General features: G+C 39.2%; 16 protein-coding genes and 1 pseudogene. 4 read left to right on the forward strand and 13 right to left on the reverse strand.

Annotation, left to right across the window (positions count from 1 at the left end; translation table 11 throughout):
• Positions 1-360: 360 nt before the first annotated feature.
• Positions 361-1,083 carry a GntR family transcriptional regulator gene (locus FLK20_RS20985; protein ID WP_152658549.1) on the forward strand — a complete coding sequence of 241 codons (723 nt, stop codon included), beginning with the start codon at positions 361-363 and terminating at the stop codon, positions 1,081-1,083.
• Positions 1,084-1,127: 44 nt separating this feature from the next.
• On the opposite strand, the gene FLK20_RS20990 is transcribed toward FLK20_RS20985, so the two are convergent.
• The 4 genes from FLK20_RS20990 to FLK20_RS21005 all read right to left on the reverse strand — a co-directional run bounded on the left by FLK20_RS20990 (position 1,128) and on the right by FLK20_RS21005 (position 5,689).
• The gene (locus FLK20_RS20990) at positions 1,128-1,817 is read right to left on the reverse strand and encodes an ABC transporter ATP-binding protein (RefSeq protein WP_152658550.1); all 690 of its coding nucleotides are present in this window, start codon (positions 1,815-1,817) and stop codon (positions 1,128-1,130) included.
• Position 1,818: 1 nt separating this feature from the next.
• On the reverse strand, positions 1,819-2,865 hold the full coding sequence (locus tag FLK20_RS20995) for an ABC transporter permease (RefSeq protein ID WP_152658551.1): 1,047 nt from the start codon (positions 2,863-2,865) through the stop codon (positions 1,819-1,821).
• A 322-nt stretch (positions 2,866-3,187) separates the two neighbouring features.
• Positions 3,188-4,168, reverse strand: a complete 981-nt coding sequence (locus FLK20_RS21000) for a LacI family DNA-binding transcriptional regulator (RefSeq protein WP_152658552.1) — start codon at positions 4,166-4,168, stop codon at positions 3,188-3,190.
• Between the two features lie 21 nt (positions 4,169-4,189).
• On the reverse strand, positions 4,190-5,689 hold the full coding sequence (locus FLK20_RS21005; protein WP_152658553.1) for a sucrose-6-phosphate hydrolase: 1,500 nt from the start codon (positions 5,687-5,689) through the stop codon (positions 4,190-4,192).
• 200 nt (positions 5,690-5,889) lie between these two features.
• Here FLK20_RS21005 and FLK20_RS21010 point away from each other — a divergent pair, with 200 nt between their 5' ends.
• Complete coding sequence (locus FLK20_RS21010) at positions 5,890-7,830, forward strand: sucrose-specific PTS transporter subunit IIBC (protein ID WP_152658554.1); 1,941 nt, start codon at positions 5,890-5,892, stop codon at positions 7,828-7,830.
• A 70-nt stretch (positions 7,831-7,900) separates the two neighbouring features.
• Here the strand turns inward: FLK20_RS21010 and FLK20_RS21015 are convergent, their stop codons facing one another.
• From FLK20_RS21015 to FLK20_RS21045, 7 genes and pseudogenes are all read right to left on the reverse strand, one after another.
• Positions 7,901-8,293 (reverse strand): hypothetical protein, encoded by a 393-nt coding sequence (locus tag FLK20_RS21015; RefSeq protein WP_152658555.1) that lies wholly within the window; start codon positions 8,291-8,293, stop codon positions 7,901-7,903.
• Positions 8,294-8,508: 215 nt separating this feature from the next.
• The gene (locus FLK20_RS21020; RefSeq protein WP_370453226.1) at positions 8,509-9,912 is read right to left on the reverse strand and encodes a sensor histidine kinase; all 1,404 of its coding nucleotides are present in this window, start codon (positions 9,910-9,912) and stop codon (positions 8,509-8,511) included.
• Positions 9,909-10,589: a response regulator transcription factor gene (locus tag FLK20_RS21025; RefSeq protein ID WP_152658556.1), complete on the reverse strand. Its 681-nt coding sequence runs from the start codon at positions 10,587-10,589 to the stop codon at positions 9,909-9,911. The genes FLK20_RS21020 and FLK20_RS21025 overlap by 4 nt, the downstream gene beginning before the upstream one ends.
• A gap of 262 nt (positions 10,590-10,851) precedes the next feature.
• Complete coding sequence (locus FLK20_RS21030) at positions 10,852-11,907, reverse strand: ABC transporter permease (protein ID WP_152658557.1); 1,056 nt, start codon at positions 11,905-11,907, stop codon at positions 10,852-10,854.
• Positions 11,904-12,294 (reverse strand): annotated as a pseudogene (locus tag FLK20_RS22350) (AAA family ATPase); the annotation flags it as partial. The pseudogene FLK20_RS22350 and the gene FLK20_RS21030, both read right to left, overlap by 4 nt.
• A gap of 285 nt (positions 12,295-12,579) precedes the next feature.
• Positions 12,580-13,254, reverse strand: coding sequence for a Pr6Pr family membrane protein (locus FLK20_RS21040; RefSeq protein ID WP_152658558.1), 675 nt, complete (start codon positions 13,252-13,254; stop codon positions 12,580-12,582).
• Between the two features lie 59 nt (positions 13,255-13,313).
• Positions 13,314-13,901: a TetR/AcrR family transcriptional regulator gene (locus tag FLK20_RS21045; protein WP_152658559.1), complete on the reverse strand. Its 588-nt coding sequence runs from the start codon at positions 13,899-13,901 to the stop codon at positions 13,314-13,316.
• A gap of 283 nt (positions 13,902-14,184) precedes the next feature.
• On the opposite strand from FLK20_RS21045, the gene csaA reads away from it, so the two are divergent.
• Positions 14,185-14,517, forward strand: a complete 333-nt coding sequence (gene csaA, locus FLK20_RS21050; RefSeq protein WP_152658560.1) for a chaperone CsaA — start codon at positions 14,185-14,187, stop codon at positions 14,515-14,517.
• A gap of 91 nt (positions 14,518-14,608) precedes the next feature.
• Here csaA and FLK20_RS21055 read toward each other — a convergent pair whose 3' ends face one another.
• Together FLK20_RS21055 and FLK20_RS21060 are read right to left on the reverse strand one after the other, a co-directional pair.
• Positions 14,609-15,850, reverse strand: a complete 1,242-nt coding sequence (locus tag FLK20_RS21055; protein WP_152658561.1) for a serpin family protein — start codon at positions 15,848-15,850, stop codon at positions 14,609-14,611.
• A gap of 85 nt (positions 15,851-15,935) precedes the next feature.
• The gene (locus tag FLK20_RS21060; RefSeq protein WP_152658562.1) at positions 15,936-16,304 is read right to left on the reverse strand and encodes a YwqH-like family protein; all 369 of its coding nucleotides are present in this window, start codon (positions 16,302-16,304) and stop codon (positions 15,936-15,938) included.
• Between the two features lie 150 nt (positions 16,305-16,454).
• On the opposite strand from FLK20_RS21060, the gene FLK20_RS21065 reads away from it, so the two are divergent.
• Positions 16,455-16,733: a DUF5344 family protein gene (locus FLK20_RS21065; protein WP_152658563.1), complete on the forward strand. Its 279-nt coding sequence runs from the start codon at positions 16,455-16,457 to the stop codon at positions 16,731-16,733.
• Positions 16,734-16,793: the final 60 nt, after the last annotated feature.

The raw sequence follows: 16,793 nt of genomic DNA on the forward strand, positions 1-16,793 counted from the left end.
TGTTTGCTTGTGCACCGGCAGCTCCAGGTAAAACGACAAATAAAAATAAGAATAATACAATAATTTGTGCCGATTTCCTCATTTATTCTCCTCTTTTCTATTAAAATAACTAGCTTAATGAGAAAATTATAGCCTTAAATTCCTATTATGGCAATTTGTTTTTTTGCATTTTAAGAGATATAAAGGATTAAAAGAGTAAAGTATGACAGGAAGGGAAGGGGATCTTTATGCTGTTGCCCGCTTTTAACCGATGAAAATGGAATGATTCGTGCTTTTGACAGCAAACGTTTACAAACCATAAAGGTTATGTCACTATATTAGTATACAAGTATTCACCGATTGATAAAGGAGATATGCAGCATGGAGACATTTTACCCGAAGAAGCAGCTAAGCAAGGAATCAAAAGGAGAGCAGGTGCTGGCAGAGCTGAGGATGAGAATTATCTCACGTGAAGTGAAGGCGGGAACAGTTCTTTCAGAGAATCAATTAGGAGCTTTATTTGATGTCAGCCGTTCCCCGGTCAGAGAAGCTCTGCGTGTATTAGCTAATGAAAATCTTGTCCGGTCAGAGCGGATGGGAGCAGTGGTTGTCGGTATCTCCGAGAAAAATATTGAAGAGATTTATGATGTTCGCTTGATGGTAGAGTCCTTTACCTTTGAGCGTCTTTTAAAGATGCAGACAGATGCACTGGTTCTGGAGCTGAGAAAGATGCTGGAAATGATGAAAATTGCGATTAAATATAAAGATGTTGATCAATTTTCCTTCCTGGATCTTGAATTTCATGAAACAATTATTCAATCGATTAATCACCACCATATTATGATGCTGTGGAATAATTTAAAGCCTGTATTAGAATGTCTGATTATCTTGTCGATGCGCTACCGGATGATGACGAATGAAAAAGATTTTGAACGTATTCTCAATAATCATGAACTGATTGTGGAAGCAATTGATAAAAAAGAGAAGCAAATGGTGGATTTAGCTTTTGAAAGAAACTTTCATGATGTGCATAATCAAGTTGAACCAATTTGGACAGATGAAGAGATGATGAAGGTGGTCAGAGAGTATAGTGTGAAAAAATAAGTAATAAGCTATTTTTGTGTGTAAATAGCTTATTACCGTTATCTTTATGCTGTTATATCATTAATAATTATTCCATCCTTCATTTTAATCACATGATCCACAAAGGGCAGCATTTCCATGTCATGGGTGACCATTAAGACTGTAATTTGCCGCTCTTTGGAAAGCTTCTGAATCAGTTTCATCACTTCCTGAGAACGTTTTGAATCAAGACTGGCAGTGGGTTCATCCGCAAAAAGAACCTTGGGACTATGAATAATTGCTCTTGCTACAGCAACGCGCTGCTTCTCCCCGCCAGATAAAGAAGGGGGGTAAGCGTCTTTTCTTTTCCACATATCGACAAGCTCTAACACCTGCCTGATTTCCTTTTTCTGCTCTTGCTTGGAAAGGGACGATTCGGCGGTCTCCAGCATTAGAGCAAGCTGCTCCTCCACCGTTAAAAAGGGTACTAAGTGTGCGGATTGAAATATAAAACCAAACTGCTTTGCCCGAATTTGGCGAAGTTCTTCTTTTCGCATAGATGTCAGCTCCTGCTGCTCAAAGAAAATCTGTCCATCGGAAGCTGTCTGCAACCCGGCTGCAATAGTCAGCAAGGTACTTTTACCTGACCCGGAAGCACCTGTTAAGGCAGTGATTTTCCCTTCTGATAATGTGACATCAATGCCTTTTAATATCTCTTCTTTGACCTCTCCGTGAGCAAATGTTTTTCGAACATGCTTTATCGTAAATAAACTCATTTTACATCTCTCCTTGTTGTATAGCCTGCATTGGTTCTACACGTTTAATTTGAATGCCTGATAATGTTGCTCCGATAAATCCAATAATGATAAAAACAAGAGAGAGCAGTCCTGTTGCCTGCCATGTTAAGTGAAAAGGCATTCCGCTTGGAGCCAACGATTGAAAGACCTGGCTGATTAGTATAGATAATATCAGTGAAAAGGCTGAGATGAGGAACATTTGCGCCCACATCATTTGAAATAAAGCTCCTGTTTTCATACCAATTGCTTTTAAAATACCGTAAATACCAAGCTTCTGAACATTAATCATATAGAAGAAGATAGCAAACAGCATTCCGCTGATAACGAGCAGAAAAATAACAATCATATTCAAAGACATCTGTTCCGCATTATAGCTTGGGATAGTATTTAAGAATTCATTATTCGAGAAGGCTTGTAATCCTTCAAAAATTGGTGCGTCATCTGCATTTTGTATTGCTGAATCAGCAATAAATGCGATTTGCATGGAATCCGTATGGAATAATGTTTGAAAATCATCTGGATTTATAAATGCGGCAGGAGAGTGGCTGTATTTTTCATGTTCGGCAAATCCTGCTACGGTTAATGACTGATTCCATTGTTCATTCGTTATTTCGTCCCCAACCGCTATTCCTTCATCTTCAAGAGATGCATCTAAAATAACTTCACCAGGGTTAACCTCCGGGAAATACGCACTGTCTGCTGCTACATAAGCAATGCTGCGCTGCTTATCAGATGTGTCGATAAAATTCCCCATCTGAATCGAGAAAAAAGCTGCTTCAGACTCTTCTTCAGTTATTTCTTGCTGCTGTTGCTTTGAGAGGCTGGAGAAGCTGTAGGTTTCATCTGCTTCCTCTTCCATATAAAATATTCCATTCGGCAAATTTTTAATCAGCGAGGCATTATCCTGCGAGAGCCCATTTGCCAAGCCAGATATAATAAATGTTAATAAGCTGATCAGGAAAACAATCGAGCCTAATATGGTATAACGTAATTTGTTTTTCTTTATTTCTTTCCATGCCATGTTCATCCTGCTTTAACCTCCTGAATCTTTGGTATATCCAGAAGTTTAAAGGAGAAATATGAACGCAGGATGAACAGGGAATTTCAAATGAGATTTTATTAAAATTTTTATTATGGAAAGTTGTCTGTAAAGTGCCCGTGGAAGGGAATTTCCGTTTACAAATAGGATGGTGTTTCAAAGTAAATGGATTTGAATATCTTTCTCATAATGTCATTTATCAGGAGAAAAATAAAAGCCGATTTATCCAACCTGCTTGGAGTCTGGAGATTTGCATTGTGCAGGTGAATAATTTCGGCTATTTTATCAATATGTGTATTTATAACAGCGATCAGCTGGTTTGTCCCTGAACAAACTTTACGGGTAATTGATAAAGGTTGTCCAGCTCTATATCAGGATTATTTATCCGCTTCATGAGCAAATCAATTAACAGGTCGACAAATTGATCGATTGGCTGTAATACGGTCGACAGCTGTGGATGATAATTTTGGACAAATTCAGTTCCGTCATAACCGATAACTTTTAAATTTCCCGGAATTTCGAGTCCTAATTCTCGTGCTGTATTGATAACTAAAATGGCTGTTAAATCATCTGTACAAAAAACGCTGTCTATGCCCTCTTTGGACAAAATCTGACGAATCTCCGTTGCTTTTAGAAATGGAGAGTGCTCCAAAGGAAAGTGATAAACCATTGGCTCCAGCTGATGCTCTTTTACGACAGACAAATAGCCTTCCAAACGCTGGTTAGTCGGCGAATCAGACTCATTCGTACCCGTGAGTATCGCGATCCTTCTTCCCCCTCTTTGATATAGATGCTCTGTTGCCAGACGGCCGCCCTGATAGCTGTCGCTGGAGACGATCGGGATTCTCTCTGCCAGATGACGGTCAAATGAAATAATAGGCAATTCTACATTTTCGTATTCTGGGATTCCCAGATTATGAGCTCCGGCAATTATACCGTCTACTTTATTTGCGGCCAGCATCTTTAGGTAGTCCCGCTCTTTTTCCTTGTTATTGGCGCTGTCACAGAGAATTGTTTTATAGCCTTTTTCAAATAGCTTTGTCTCCATTTTCGATACTAATTCTCCAAAAAAAGGATGAGATACAGTAGGGAATATCAGACCAATCAATTGTGTACTTTTTCCTTGCAGCGAGCGGGCCATTGAATTAGGCTGGTAATTTAATTCTTCCATCGCTTTGTGCACCTTATCAATGGTTTTCTGACTAAGGTAGCCATAATTATTAATTACCCGTGAAACTGTCGTTGCTGAAACACCTGCTTTTTTCGCCACATCTGTCAATTTAACTCCCATGATGCTCTCTCCTTTAACCCATTACTCGTTCATTTCGCGTAAGGTCCAGAAATCTCCTGTATAGTCTCCAGCAAATCCTTCAAGAAAAATAGCGGTTTGCTGCGGGTCTTTTAAAAAGACACGGCTGGTCATGACACAATAGCCATCGTTAATAAAAACTTCACAGACAGAACGATCAACAAAAATATGCAATGACAGCTTCTCCTGTCTTTTTAATGCAGCCGTTCTGATGGAACCATAGGATTCTCCAAAAGGGATACCCGCCTTACTGCGATCCATGCTTATTGTATCATGTTTTGCATCGAAGGAGAGCTTCAGTCCTTCTTTGTTCTGCTTATCAGCAAATAAATATAATGAACCTGATGTACTGGCATCTAATTCAAGCTTTAATTCGTAAACATTTCTGCCCGGAGAGGTTAATAAGATATCCGATTCTTGTACAACCCCTTGCAATACTTCGTGATTCTGACGTAATTCCTGTATTTCTGCAACCGGTTTTTGATACAAATGCTGATCTTTGACTGATAATTCTTTCACTATACTGAGACAATGCGCCCAGCCTTCTTCAAAACTCGGATAATCGATTTCCGGCAGTCCGATCCAGCCGACACTCAGGACACGGCCATCCGGCGCATGAAAAGCCTGTGTCGCATAAATATCAAAGCCTTCATCCAGATTTACTAAATCGGAAGCATTCTCGATAGCAACCGCTTCTTTATTAAACGATGAACCAATGATGTACATATTAGGATATATATTTTGATAAGGTGTAATCCTTTTATCAAGCCCCTGTGGACAAAACAGCAGTACTGGCTGATTATCCACAAAGACTAGATTGGGGCATTCCACCATAAATCCCATTTCTTCCGTGGTGTAATCCAGCTCGCCAAGCAATTCCCAATCTGTCAGCTGGCTGCTTTGATAAACTAATACAGCGCCTTTTTCCTTTTCTGTTTGCGCTCCAATTGCCATCAGATATTGATCCTGATCACGAAATACCTGTGGATCACGAAATTCATGGGTATATCCTTTTGGAGGGTTCTCTATTAATGGCTCCGTCATCTTTTCTATTTGCATTTCTGAATCCATCCAGGCTCCGAGCTGATAGGAGTGGCGCTCCCATTTCTCATTTCGTACATTTCCTGTGTACATCAGAAACAGCTTGTCTTCCACCGTAATTGCAGAACCTGAATAGACGCCATGACTATCATAGGGAGAATCAGGTAATAAAGCATAATCAAGCTGCTCCCAATCAACTAAGTTATCCGATACCATATGATACCAGGACTTCACGCCATGCACAGGTCCGAATGGATAAGCCTGATAAAATAAATGCCACTTTCCATTATAGAAGGAGAAGCCATTGGGATCATTTAATAGACCTGTCTTCGGCTGAATGTGAAACGCCTGTTTCCAGTCTGATTTTTGAATGATGGAAGCAAGCCTATCCTGATAGGCTTTTGACCATTGATGATAAGGTTTATAACGTAAAGGTGTTGTCCATTCTGTTATTAATTTCATACGTGCTCAGCTCCTCTATATTCATGAAATTCCTTATATAAAACATATGCAAAAATAAACAATATGTCAAACGAATAACATAGAAGATATATTGATAAAATGTGAATTTATGAAATTTAAATTAAAACTATGATAATCGATTGACACATTATGTTTTTATTTGTATGATGTAAAAAACGATTACAAGGGAGGACTTCATCATGGATCACAAGCAGGTTGCAGAAGATATCCTGAAGATGCTTGGCGAAGATAATATACAGGCTGCTGCTCACTGTGCCACTCGTTTACGTCTGGTTTTAAAAGATGATAAAAATATTGACCAGCAAGGATTAGATAATCACCCGGATATTAAAGGAACCTTTAAACAGAACGGTCAATTTCAAATTATTATCGGACCCGGTGATGTCAATAAGGTTTATAAAGAATTAACGGATGCGACAGGGATTCAAGAGGTTTCTAAGGATGATTTGAAAGCGATATCGGAAGGAGAGAAAAAGCCCAATCCGATTATGGCATTTATTAAATTACTGTCGGATATTTTCGTTCCGATTATTCCGGCGTTAGTAGCCGGCGGTTTATTGATGGCTTTAAATAATGTGTTAACATCACCGGATTTATTCGGTCCAAAGTCTGTTGTAGAAATGTTTCCTGCTATAGAGGATGTAGCTGGTATTATTAACCTGCTGTCTTCTGCACCGTTTGCTTTTTTACCGATTCTGATTGGTTACTCCGCTACGAAACGATTTGGCGGTAATCCATACTTAGGTGCTGCCATGGCGATGGCAATGGTTATGCCTGACTTAGTTAATGGCTATGCAGTCGCAAATGCAATTGAAGACGGTACAATGAGCTACTGGAATATTTTTGGATTGGATGTGGCACAGGCAGGTTATCAAGGGTCTGTATTGCCAGTATTGGCCGTATCATGGATTTTAGCTAACATAGAGAAATTCTTTCACAAGCGGCTTGCTAATGCATTCGATTTCACGTTTACACCTATGTTTGCAGTAATTATTACCGGATTTTTAACGTTTATTTTTGTAGGTCCAATGATGCGCTCCTTATCAGACGGGTTAACAGACAGCCTTGTTTGGCTATACCAGACAACGGGAGGATTCGGCTTAGGCATATTTGGTACGTTCTATTCTGCCATTGTTATTACCGGACTGCATCAAAGCTTCCCAGCCATTGAAACGATGCTGCTTGCCGATATAGCTGCAACGGGCGGGTCTTTTATCTTCCCGGTTGCTTCCATGGCAAACGTAGCACAGGGTGCGGCATGTCTGGCGATTTTCTTTGTTACAAAAAATCAAAAGCAAAAAGGTCTGGCATCTTCTGCAAGTGTCTCTGCCATGCTTGGCATTACAGAACCGGCGATTTTTGGTGTGAACTTAAAACTGAAATTCCCGTTTATCTGCGGGATGATCGGGGCTGGAATTGCCTCTGCATTTATCGGTTTCTTCCATGTACTCGCAGTGGCAATGGGGCCGGCAAGTGTAATTGGTTTCATTTCCATTGCACCTGACTCGATTCCAATATTTCTGGTTGGTATAGTCATCAGTATGGTCATTGCCTTTACGTTAACCTTTATCTATGGGAAGCGTAAATTAGCTGTTTCAGAAAATGATCAAAGCCTGGAAGAACCAGTCAATGAAACAAATGCAGCAGCTCCATCTGCCAAAGCGGATAAGGTGATAATCAGCTCTCCGCTTACTGGAAAACTTATTCCGTTGCAGGATGTGAATGACCAGGTATTTTCTTCGGAGATGATGGGGAAAGGGATAGCAATTTATCCGGAAAATGAGCAAATTGCAGCTCCGGCAGATGGGACAATTACAGTCACTTATGATTCCGGACATGCTTTTGGCATTCGTACCGATCAAGGAGCTGAAATTTTGATTCATATTGGTATTGATACCGTAAACTTGAGTGGGAAAGGCTTTGTTCCTGAAGTAAGTCAGGAACAGCAGGTTAAAAAAGGGGATGTTTTAGGAACCTTTGATATAGATTTGATTAAAGAGGCAGGTTATGATCCAACCGTAATGGTCATTATAACCAATACCGGCGATTATGCAGAAGTATCTGCAGTAGATCAGAAAGAAATTGCTGAAGGTGACGATTTGTTGCAATTGAATAAATAAACTTAACTTTATTAACATGAAAAGAACCTGCTTGACCTCGTTTGAGAGGAAAGCAGGTTCTTTTCATGAATTATTCACTGGTTTTAGTGAAAAGGGTAAGAATGAAAAAGCAGACAAAACTGATCAACAGCGTAATCCCGCCGCCAATATAAAGAATAAGGGTAAGTGCCTGTGGCAGTTCGAACGGCTGCACCATATATAGCCACATACCCAAAGTCAAACCAATAGAGCCAATGGCTGCGCTCCATACATGGATGCTTGTTAATAGAGATGGCTTAGGAGAAAAGACTTTATAGAAAACAGCCCAGGCAAACAGGGAAAGCCATCCAACAACTAAACTGTGTGCATGAACAGGGCGGAATGCATAAGAGCCTGAGCCGGCCATATGTGCACCCAGAACAGCGCCGATGAGACCGAAGCATCCTGCCAGAATTAATAATAAACGACTTGGATCTTTTATCATAAGAATGTCCTCCTTATTTCTTTTACATCATATTAATAAATAAATATGAACGCTGTGTGAACAAGGAGAAATATGATTAGAAAATTTAATTAGAGAAGATGTTGAAAAAGTTATATCGTCTTGACTCTCTAGATCTAATTCGGAAATTTGCTGAACATAGAGCCTTTTTCCCTAATGTAAGCTGTGGAATGAATGATTGGCTATCAAAGAGCGTTTCACGATGTAAATACTTCCTCAGAAATTGGTAATGTAACAGTGAAAATAGTTCCGGCTGCTTCAGCAGGTCGGGCGGTAACTGTGCCACCATGTAATTCTACAATCGTTGCTACGATAGACAAGCCCAGCCCTGTTCCTTTTACACTCCTTGTACGAGAAGCATCTGCCCGATAAAACCGGTCAAAAATACGCTCTGAATCCTTGTCAGATATGCCAATTCCTGTATCTATAAGAGAAATCGAACACTTGTCATTTTCGTAAGCAAGCTGAATATCAATACTGCCGCCCGGCTGATTATATTTTAATGCATTGGAAAGCAGATTATCCCAGACTGTGTTTAACAAAGAGGGATCACCGTAAATTTCCAAATCAGGGAGTGTGTAGCTTAGCACGATTTCTTTTTCATGAATCCGCCATTGGTAGCTTTTCAATACATTCTTTAATTGCTTGCTGACGTTAAAGTGCTTCTTTTTCACAAGATGCTGTTCATGATCAAGCGAAGCAAGCAGCAGCAGTTGATCCGTCATGGTGGATAATCGTTCGGTTTCTTCATTGATAATCGAAATATAGTGCTGTTTATCTGTTTGTGTTAACTCTTTCCCCTCCAATAAATTCGTATACCCCTTAATATTAGATAATGGCGATTGAATATCATGTGAAATATTGGAAACAAATTCCTTGCGAACCTGCTCATTTTGCTCAATTTGTTTAGCCATTCGCGTGAAGCTTGTGGATAACTCTCCCAGCTCATCTTTTCGCTTCGTATGTAAAGTATTCACTTGAAAATTTCCTTTAGCCAGCTGCTTTGTTGCATTGCTAAGCCGGGAAATAGGCTTGACAAGATAATTTGTGCTTAGAAGAACAAATAAAATACTTAATATAATTGTTAATATAAACAGAACCCCAAATAATAAATGCATTTCATTAAATAAAAGCTTAATATCCGGCCGGATAAACAATGCATAGGTTTCTCCCTGATACGTAAGCGGAACACCAATGGAATTTTTTAATTCATTGGTAAAGAAACCTGTTACAAAGGTCTCTTGTGGGAAATGCAGCATGCCGTGGTAAATTTCTCCGTTCAACACATTTTCCGCAACAGCAATGTCTAAATTATTTTCACGAAAGGCGGCACCAAAAAATTGATCCTTCCCGTTGTTATCCACAAGGTACAGTTGATAACCGGCATCTGCCATATTGGTTAAGTAGTCATTTATTGATATATCAGGGTTATTTTCAATAAAAGCAGCCATTTGTAAAGCAATAGCCGTATTTTTCTCATCATTTTGGGGCTTGAGAGAATGCTGATAATAGGTATTCGATATAAAAAAGGCAATAACACCGCTAAGCAGCATAATGCCGATAGTGACAGCTGCGAATTTAACATAAAGGGATCTTATCATTGCTCTCCCGGCTCCAGACAATATCCAACTCCACGGACGGTTTTAATAGAAATGGCATTTGTCAGAGAAGCAAAACGCTGTCTTAATCGTTTGATATGCACATCGACAGTCCGCTCATCTCCTTCATAATCTATCCCCCATACCTTTTCGATCAGCTGTGGCCGGGAAAAAACTTGCTGTGGATAAGTCGCCAATAAGGTTAGTAATTCAAATTCCTTTAAAGGCAGCAAAAGGGTTTTATCCCCAATTGTCACCTCATAGCTGTTTAAATCAATAGTAGTATCTCCGAAGCGGAGCAAGTGATTTATCTCTTGTTGACTGTATCGGCGTAATAATGCATGAATACGGAAGCTGAGTTCCCTTGGTTCAAATGGCTTCACTACATAATCATCTGTTCCCGCCCGAAAGCCTTCCTCTTTATCCTCAATTTGTCCTTTGGCTGTGAGCAAAATGATCGGTATATCATATTGTTTGCGAATTTGTTTGGTCAGCTGAAAGCCATCCATAAACGGCATCATGACATCAACTACTGCTAAGGCACAGGTTTTCTTTTTTAAGAGGGATAAAGCGTCGGTACCATCCTTTGCTTCGGAAATGAGGAATCCTTCTTTTTCCAGCTGCATGCGGACAAGGTTTAAAATATAGGTATCATCATCAACAATTAATATTCTTTGCATGTAGGTAATCTCCATTCACATTAAATATTACTTGACCTAAGCTTACTGCAAATCAGAGGAAACTGCCAAATTATTCGGCAGTTGTCCCCTTTTTAACGGGTACATAACGAATATGCCAATAAATCAGTCCTATTCCCAGCAGTACACTGATAATAGAGAAAATCAGCATGCCTAATAGTCCAAATTTCAAGTATCCAAAGAGAAGTCCGATAACCAAAAGAATGGGTGAGCTTAAGCGCAGCACACTTGTCTCGAGGGAGCTTCACAGCATTGATTCCCTCCATGGGAAAAGTTCGATAAAGGAATTAAACCAGAAGCCCAGCCAGCCTGTTTTGGTAATATCGACAATGATATAGATAGAAGCGAGCCAAAATAGATAGCCTGTCCAATACGGTGCAGATAAAATCAGCACTGCAATTAGAAGTGCTGTAAGCTGAACAAGCGGCATCAGCACCGGTAAATTGCGAAAGAAAGATTTAAAATAGGCATCGGTGAATATCATCTCACTGCTTTGCTTTTGAAACATAACCTGTGAGTTTTTCCAGAGCCATATCGGTTTTGGGGAAGGCAGTTTGTACCCCTGCTGCCTGACATTAGTAAATAACAGGTTCCCCCATTTACCCCTTGCCTGTTCGTCCATTGCGGCAATTTTTAAAAAATGGGCTCCGTTATAAGCGAGTTTTTTTGCAATAATGATAATACCTGCAAAACTAATCATTATCCACAATATCCACAGGTGAAAATGGGTTATGATTATCAGCGCTAAACTTATCCACAACACAAAAAATATCATGTAAGATATCGTGCGTAAAAGAAGAGACGGGATATGAAGTTGTGCATATTTTTTCCACACTGTCATCAGGCACACACCAGTGAGATAGTAGAGCCACAGATATGCTGATGAAAGTAAGGCCAACGAGAATAATTTGCTTAGAAAAGGTGCAGCCACTAAAAATAATAGTGTTGCAATAAGTAATACAATACTGATGGAATAGATAATTCCATATTGAGATATGCGCCGTAATAAGGGAATATTTCTGCTTAAAAAAAGCTGATCAGCCGGATAGGTGAATAACTTGATATTATGGAAGAAAAGGCTTATCGCCAATAGGATCATCCAGCCGTACCAGCCGATTAAACCTAAAATAAAGGGGATATCCTGCAGCCATTCCATATAGAAAAATGCTCCAATGGCAATCCCGGGAATTAATAAATAGATAAATAATGTCCAATCCAGTACCAGCTTGCCGGCCCCCCATCCATTTTGATAATCTGACTGGAGCCGTTTAAAGAACAGCGTGCGTGCAGGTCCATTCATGACGCATCCTCCTCTAATAACGCATAAAAACAGTCTAATAGAGAAGTACCACCAGGCTGATTGGTTTCTTCCTGTAATTTTTGTAATGCCCCTTGAAAAATAGTCTGTCCCTCATTTAAAAGAATAAAACGGTCACATAGCTTTTCAGCAGAATCAAGTACATGTGTAGACATTAATAAAGCTGCTCCACGCTCTTTCTCTTGATGCAGCATGCAGCAGGGTAAGCAGGTGCTTTGTTGCGATTGGATCTAAGCCGATAAAGGGTTCATCAATGATATAGATATCAGCCTGTGTCATAAAGCTGAGGCAAATCAATGTTTTTTGCCGCATGCCTTTGGAAAAATGGATTGGCAGCTCATGCTCTTTGCCAGTCAGGGAGAATTTTTTATCAGACCGACGATTTCGCCGGGATAGATGGTGAAATCAATTTCTTTTAAGTAAAGCTCTTTTTGCTGGTAGCCAGCTGCATCGATATGTACCTGTAGCATGAGATCCCCCTCCGTGTGTGCTGGAAAATGTTTATCCGGGTTATGATTAGATAGTTTATATACGATTGATTGGATAAAAAGTTTCGATAGGATAAACTTGAAAAAATAGCTGTCCTGTTTATTGTGGGGAATCAAAAATAGGATAGATGGTTTTCTTATATACACTTATTTCATGCCTGACATATTATCTTTTCGACCCTCGCAGCTGCTTTGTACGTTGAAGCCGAAGAATACCTCTATTGATGATGATTAGCAGAAAACCGATCGTGCAATAGACAAAAGTGAACCCTGCTATAACAAAACTAACATTTAGATAGCTGCCAACTCCATCTGGGATAGGGCTATTTGGATTCAGGAAGAAATAAGGATAAAAACCATCATACATCCCTCTGAGTAATGATATGGCACCATAAATTATCGGAAAAGCTAACCAAAAAGCGATTGTTTTGAAGCTATACCATTTTTTCTCTTCAAATATGATCCAGTTTAGTAGAATCAGCATTGGAATGAAGTAGTGTAAAGTGAAATTTGTCATAATCCGAATTCCACTGTATTCTCCGCCACTGGAAAGGATAAAGTGGTAAGTTGTTAAAACAACAATCATATATATAAGTGCTGCATTTTTACATAAGTCTAATATCCGGTTTTCTTTTTTCTTTGTTAAAAGAATAAAAGCACTGACGATAAATACAATGATAACAATGATGTTAGAATGAATGGTGAATTTTGTAATAGATATACTTGGATTGGGAGAAAAAAGTATATGTAATGGCACACTAATCATTCCTATGACAGCGATGGTAATATGAAGCAGGAACTTTATATGTAAATGTCTTTTCCGTAAAAATATTGTAGACATCATTCACCTCAACAATAAAATGTATAATATTTTGCTGAAAAATCAATTTTGCTCTTTTTTCAAATATGATCGTTTTTAATTAATACACCCTGGAAGAGGATATTTCTCAGAGAATGCCCTAAATATTCAGATGAATAGCTTTCATTTATTCCATAGCGTATTGCAATGCGTTCAATAGCTGCAACTAATAATTCTGCAAAAACCTCTGTATTAATTTCAGACTTTAAAATTCCAAGCGATTGGTTTTGCTTCATATTTACATGAATCTGGTTCACCATTTTTCTGCGTAATTTCTCTCCTTTCTCTCCTTCATTAAATACAATTTTGATGACGTTTTGATTAGCACGGAACAATTGAAACAAACCTATATAAGTTTGTGTTAAGTGTTTTTCCACTTCAGAAAAATTATTCGGACTAAGCTGCCGCCCTGTTTCTACAAATTGATCCAGTTGTTTCTCAAAGTTAAGAAATATTTCATTAAGTATCTCTTCTTTACTTTTAAAATAAAGATAGAATGCTGCTTGTGTCAGACCGGCTTCACCGACAATCTGATTAACAGTTGTTCCGTGATAACCATTAGCAGCAAACAAGTATTCAGCAGAAGAAATTATTTTTTCTTTACTGATTTCACCTTTTCGTTTCGGCATGATATCTCTCCTTTTATTTATATAACTAACTAATTAGTTATATTTTATTGTGAGAATTTCTTGATGTCAACTACGTTATAACATACGATTATTAGATGAAATCTTAGCAATTGAAATCGAGTGTTAGAGTTTCGAGTGTGATTTTTACATCTCCAGCCAGCATTTTTTATAGAGGATCATGTGTTTCACCTTAAGGTTATTAGTTGCCTTTAGGTATGCATATCTACTAAGATAGAGATGATAAAAATAATTTGAAAATTATTACATAAGGAGGGCAGATAGGATGGCAACGTTTGATGATTTTATGAAGCTTGATTTACGTGTAGGTACCGTATTACATGCAGAGCCGCTTGCAAAAGCGCGTGTTCCTGCAATGAAGTTAAGGATTGATTTTGGAGAAGAGATTGGTGAGAAACAATCCTCTGCACAAATTACCAAACGCTATACACCGGAGGATTTGATAGGACGTCAGGTTGTCGCTGTCGTTAATTTTCCGCCCCGTAGAATTGCCGGTTTTAAATCGGAGGTACTTGTTGTTGGCGGAGTAGAGGAGGAGGGCGATGTCGTTTTGCTTCGTCCGGATGAGCAAGTGACGAATGGAACGAAAATTTCGTGAAATAAACCGTTTATGAAATGTAAAGAGGTAATAAACAAAATAAAACTGTCCATTCCCTTGAATCAAACAGATCAGGTGAATGGACAGTTCCTTATTCATTTTTGTGTACTGGCTGCTCAATACTTCCCATAAACAAAATAATATCCTCTTCTGTATTCGTAATGGTAAACAGAAACGGACGGTTAATCGCCATTGTAAACGTTTCTTCCAACGGAGCTGAAGTAACCGCTACATCCACAGAGGTTGCCCCTGCTGCTTCTGTATCTTCCTCATTTACATCGATGAATGTTTTGTGAAAAATGCTGCTGATATAAGCGCCTGGATTTTCTGTTCCCTCAAACAGATTGGAAAAATCCGCCTGATCAGGATCAAATGCCTGCTCCATACCGAGGTCAATAAAAAAATCATTTAGTTCCGATTCATATTCCAGCGTGAAGGAGGGAAGTAATACGGTTCCAGTTTGTTTCTCCATCGCATCTGTACCTTCCTGCCATTTTTCTAAAGAAAAGTCTTCCCGGAAATCGGAAAAGCTGGTGTCCTCGCTTGGGAGGAAAATCTGCATTTGTATCTTTTCTTCCTCTTCATAAGGCAGAGAAACAGCTTGAACATCATCGTCTTCCCAATAATGCAAGTCTTCCTCGTACAATACCATTGTCGGTGTTTCTATGACAGAGCCGTCTGTAAAATGAAATGCCTTCTCTTCCGTTAAATTTTTATTAAAGGGATGTGTCCAATTCCCTTGAAAATAAACAGCATTAAGCAAGAACAGCACCAGATCAGGGTCAATTTCATCCATCATCTGATCAATCCGGTCATTTGTCTGTTCAGCAACCCAATCATTGATGGCATCAGCTGTTGTCAAAGGTTCTATCTGAGCAAGATAATACGTCTCCAGCGTTTCCTGATAAGTAGAGTCAATTTCCATGTCCTCTCTGAACCAGACTGCATTTGCAAGATAAAGCTCGAGCTCTTGATTGTCTTCTGTCTGCTGTGTCAATAGTGCATGATTGGCAGAAAGTAAGGCATCCGAATCCATATTTTCTATTCCAAGAGCTTCCACCATTTCTGCTTTTGTCTCTCCGTCAGCACCATGATAGGTCATATTCAATGCTGTCCAAATACTGATAGGAGAGATAAATAAATTGCCATTCTCATTCTTGTCTAATCCGGACAGCGCTTTAAATCCAAGCCGATTTAAACCTGACTGTACGGTTTCTTTGGATGCAGTGTCCGGAGGTTTGATATTGACAGAAGGAGGATTTTCCTCAGAAGTAGAGGAATTGCAAGCGGTTAACAAAAGAACTATACAAAGACAAAGCAACCTTTTCATCATTTTATCAGCATCCCGTCATGTGGTTTTGTTAAACATATGTCCTGGACAGAAAATCATTACAGCTCTAATTATTCATAGTCGTGCGTTATTTATTGGCCAATTTCTGTTCCCTCTCTATTCTAAGCTCTTTTTGTTGCATTTCCAAAGAAGAAATAGTGGTCTCTATATTGCTGATCTCTCCCTGATAGATCGTGATTTGCCGCTGGATAACCTCTATGTTTTGCTCCATCTGGGTTTCCGTCAACTGTTTAAAGCTGTCTGCTAAAGTATCATGCCGGAAATCATTCAACTGATTGCTGTTTTTTCCTGCGAATGTTTCTGAAGTAAATTCGGGCTGTAGATAAGCACTTTTCATAGTGTCCAATGCCGTTTTTGTTTCTGTTAATTCCATTAAAGCCTTTTCTAAACGCTGTAATTTCCCTTGATTATCTATGAAACGCNTGAAGTGCAGAATCCATTAGATAACCCCCATCCTTTGATTATTTTCTTTTATCAGAAAAAAATGGAATTTATAAATTGAATCTATTATATTGGAAAACAAGAAAAATTTATAGTGTATTCCAGTCTTTTAAATGAAACTATACAGAGAAGTGGAGGAGGAATGATGGGGGAAATAAAGCTGAACCGTCCAGCTGTAGAAGGAAAACACCGGCAGATTACAGCGGCTGTCAATCAGATAGAAGCCCTGGAAAGTCAGCCGATAGATGCACAGAAAGCGATGGAGATGGCAGAAAAAATGCAAAACATCGCTGCCGAGTGGCAGCAAGTAATGACATCTTATCAAGATGTCGTCAATCAGCATCTTGCATTAAGCGAGGCAGCACTGGATAGCTTAGAAGAAAAAGAGCGGCAGGCAGCAAAAGGCATTGAAATGCTTAAGTAAAAAAGGGGGATTGCAGGGAAAAAATGAAACGCTTAAAAGCGGAACCAATTCACGAAGCAA

Origin of the sequence: Oceanobacillus sp. CFH 90083 (assembly GCF_009389585.1) — a bacterium.
In the GTDB taxonomy this organism is placed as follows: Bacteria; Bacillota; Bacilli; order Bacillales; family Amphibacillaceae; genus Oceanobacillus.

Excerpts from the sequence above, each read along its gene's own strand:
- FLK20_RS20985 (WP_152658549.1), top strand. The coding sequence starts at position 361 with ATGGAGACATTTTACCCGAAGAAGCAGCTAAGCAAGGAATCAAAAGGA.
- FLK20_RS20990 (WP_152658550.1), bottom strand. The coding sequence starts at position 1,817 with ATGAGTTTATTTACGATAAAGCATGTTCGAAAAACATTTGCTCACGGA.
- FLK20_RS20995 (WP_152658551.1), bottom strand. The coding sequence starts at position 2,865 with ATGAACATGGCATGGAAAGAAATAAAGAAAAACAAATTACGTTATACC.
- FLK20_RS21000 (WP_152658552.1), bottom strand. The coding sequence starts at position 4,168 with ATGGGAGTTAAATTGACAGATGTGGCGAAAAAAGCAGGTGTTTCAGCA.
- FLK20_RS21005 (WP_152658553.1), bottom strand. The coding sequence starts at position 5,689 with ATGAAATTAATAACAGAATGGACAACACCTTTACGTTATAAACCTTAT.
- FLK20_RS21010 (WP_152658554.1), top strand. The coding sequence starts at position 5,890 with ATGGATCACAAGCAGGTTGCAGAAGATATCCTGAAGATGCTTGGCGAA.
- FLK20_RS21015 (WP_152658555.1), bottom strand. The coding sequence starts at position 8,293 with ATGATAAAAGATCCAAGTCGTTTATTATTAATTCTGGCAGGATGCTTC.
- FLK20_RS21020 (WP_370453226.1), bottom strand. The coding sequence starts at position 9,912 with ATGATAAGATCCCTTTATGTTAAATTCGCAGCTGTCACTATCGGCATT.
- FLK20_RS21025 (WP_152658556.1), bottom strand. The coding sequence starts at position 10,589 with ATGCAAAGAATATTAATTGTTGATGATGATACCTATATTTTAAACCTT.
- FLK20_RS21030 (WP_152658557.1), bottom strand. The coding sequence starts at position 11,907 with ATGAATGGACCTGCACGCACGCTGTTCTTTAAACGGCTCCAGTCAGAT.
- FLK20_RS21040 (WP_152658558.1), bottom strand. The coding sequence starts at position 13,254 with ATGTCTACAATATTTTTACGGAAAAGACATTTACATATAAAGTTCCTG.
- FLK20_RS21045 (WP_152658559.1), bottom strand. The coding sequence starts at position 13,901 with ATGCCGAAACGAAAAGGTGAAATCAGTAAAGAAAAAATAATTTCTTCT.
- csaA (WP_152658560.1), top strand. The coding sequence starts at position 14,185 with ATGGCAACGTTTGATGATTTTATGAAGCTTGATTTACGTGTAGGTACC.
- FLK20_RS21055 (WP_152658561.1), bottom strand. The coding sequence starts at position 15,850 with ATGATGAAAAGGTTGCTTTGTCTTTGTATAGTTCTTTTGTTAACCGCT.
- FLK20_RS21065 (WP_152658563.1), top strand. The coding sequence starts at position 16,455 with ATGGGGGAAATAAAGCTGAACCGTCCAGCTGTAGAAGGAAAACACCGG.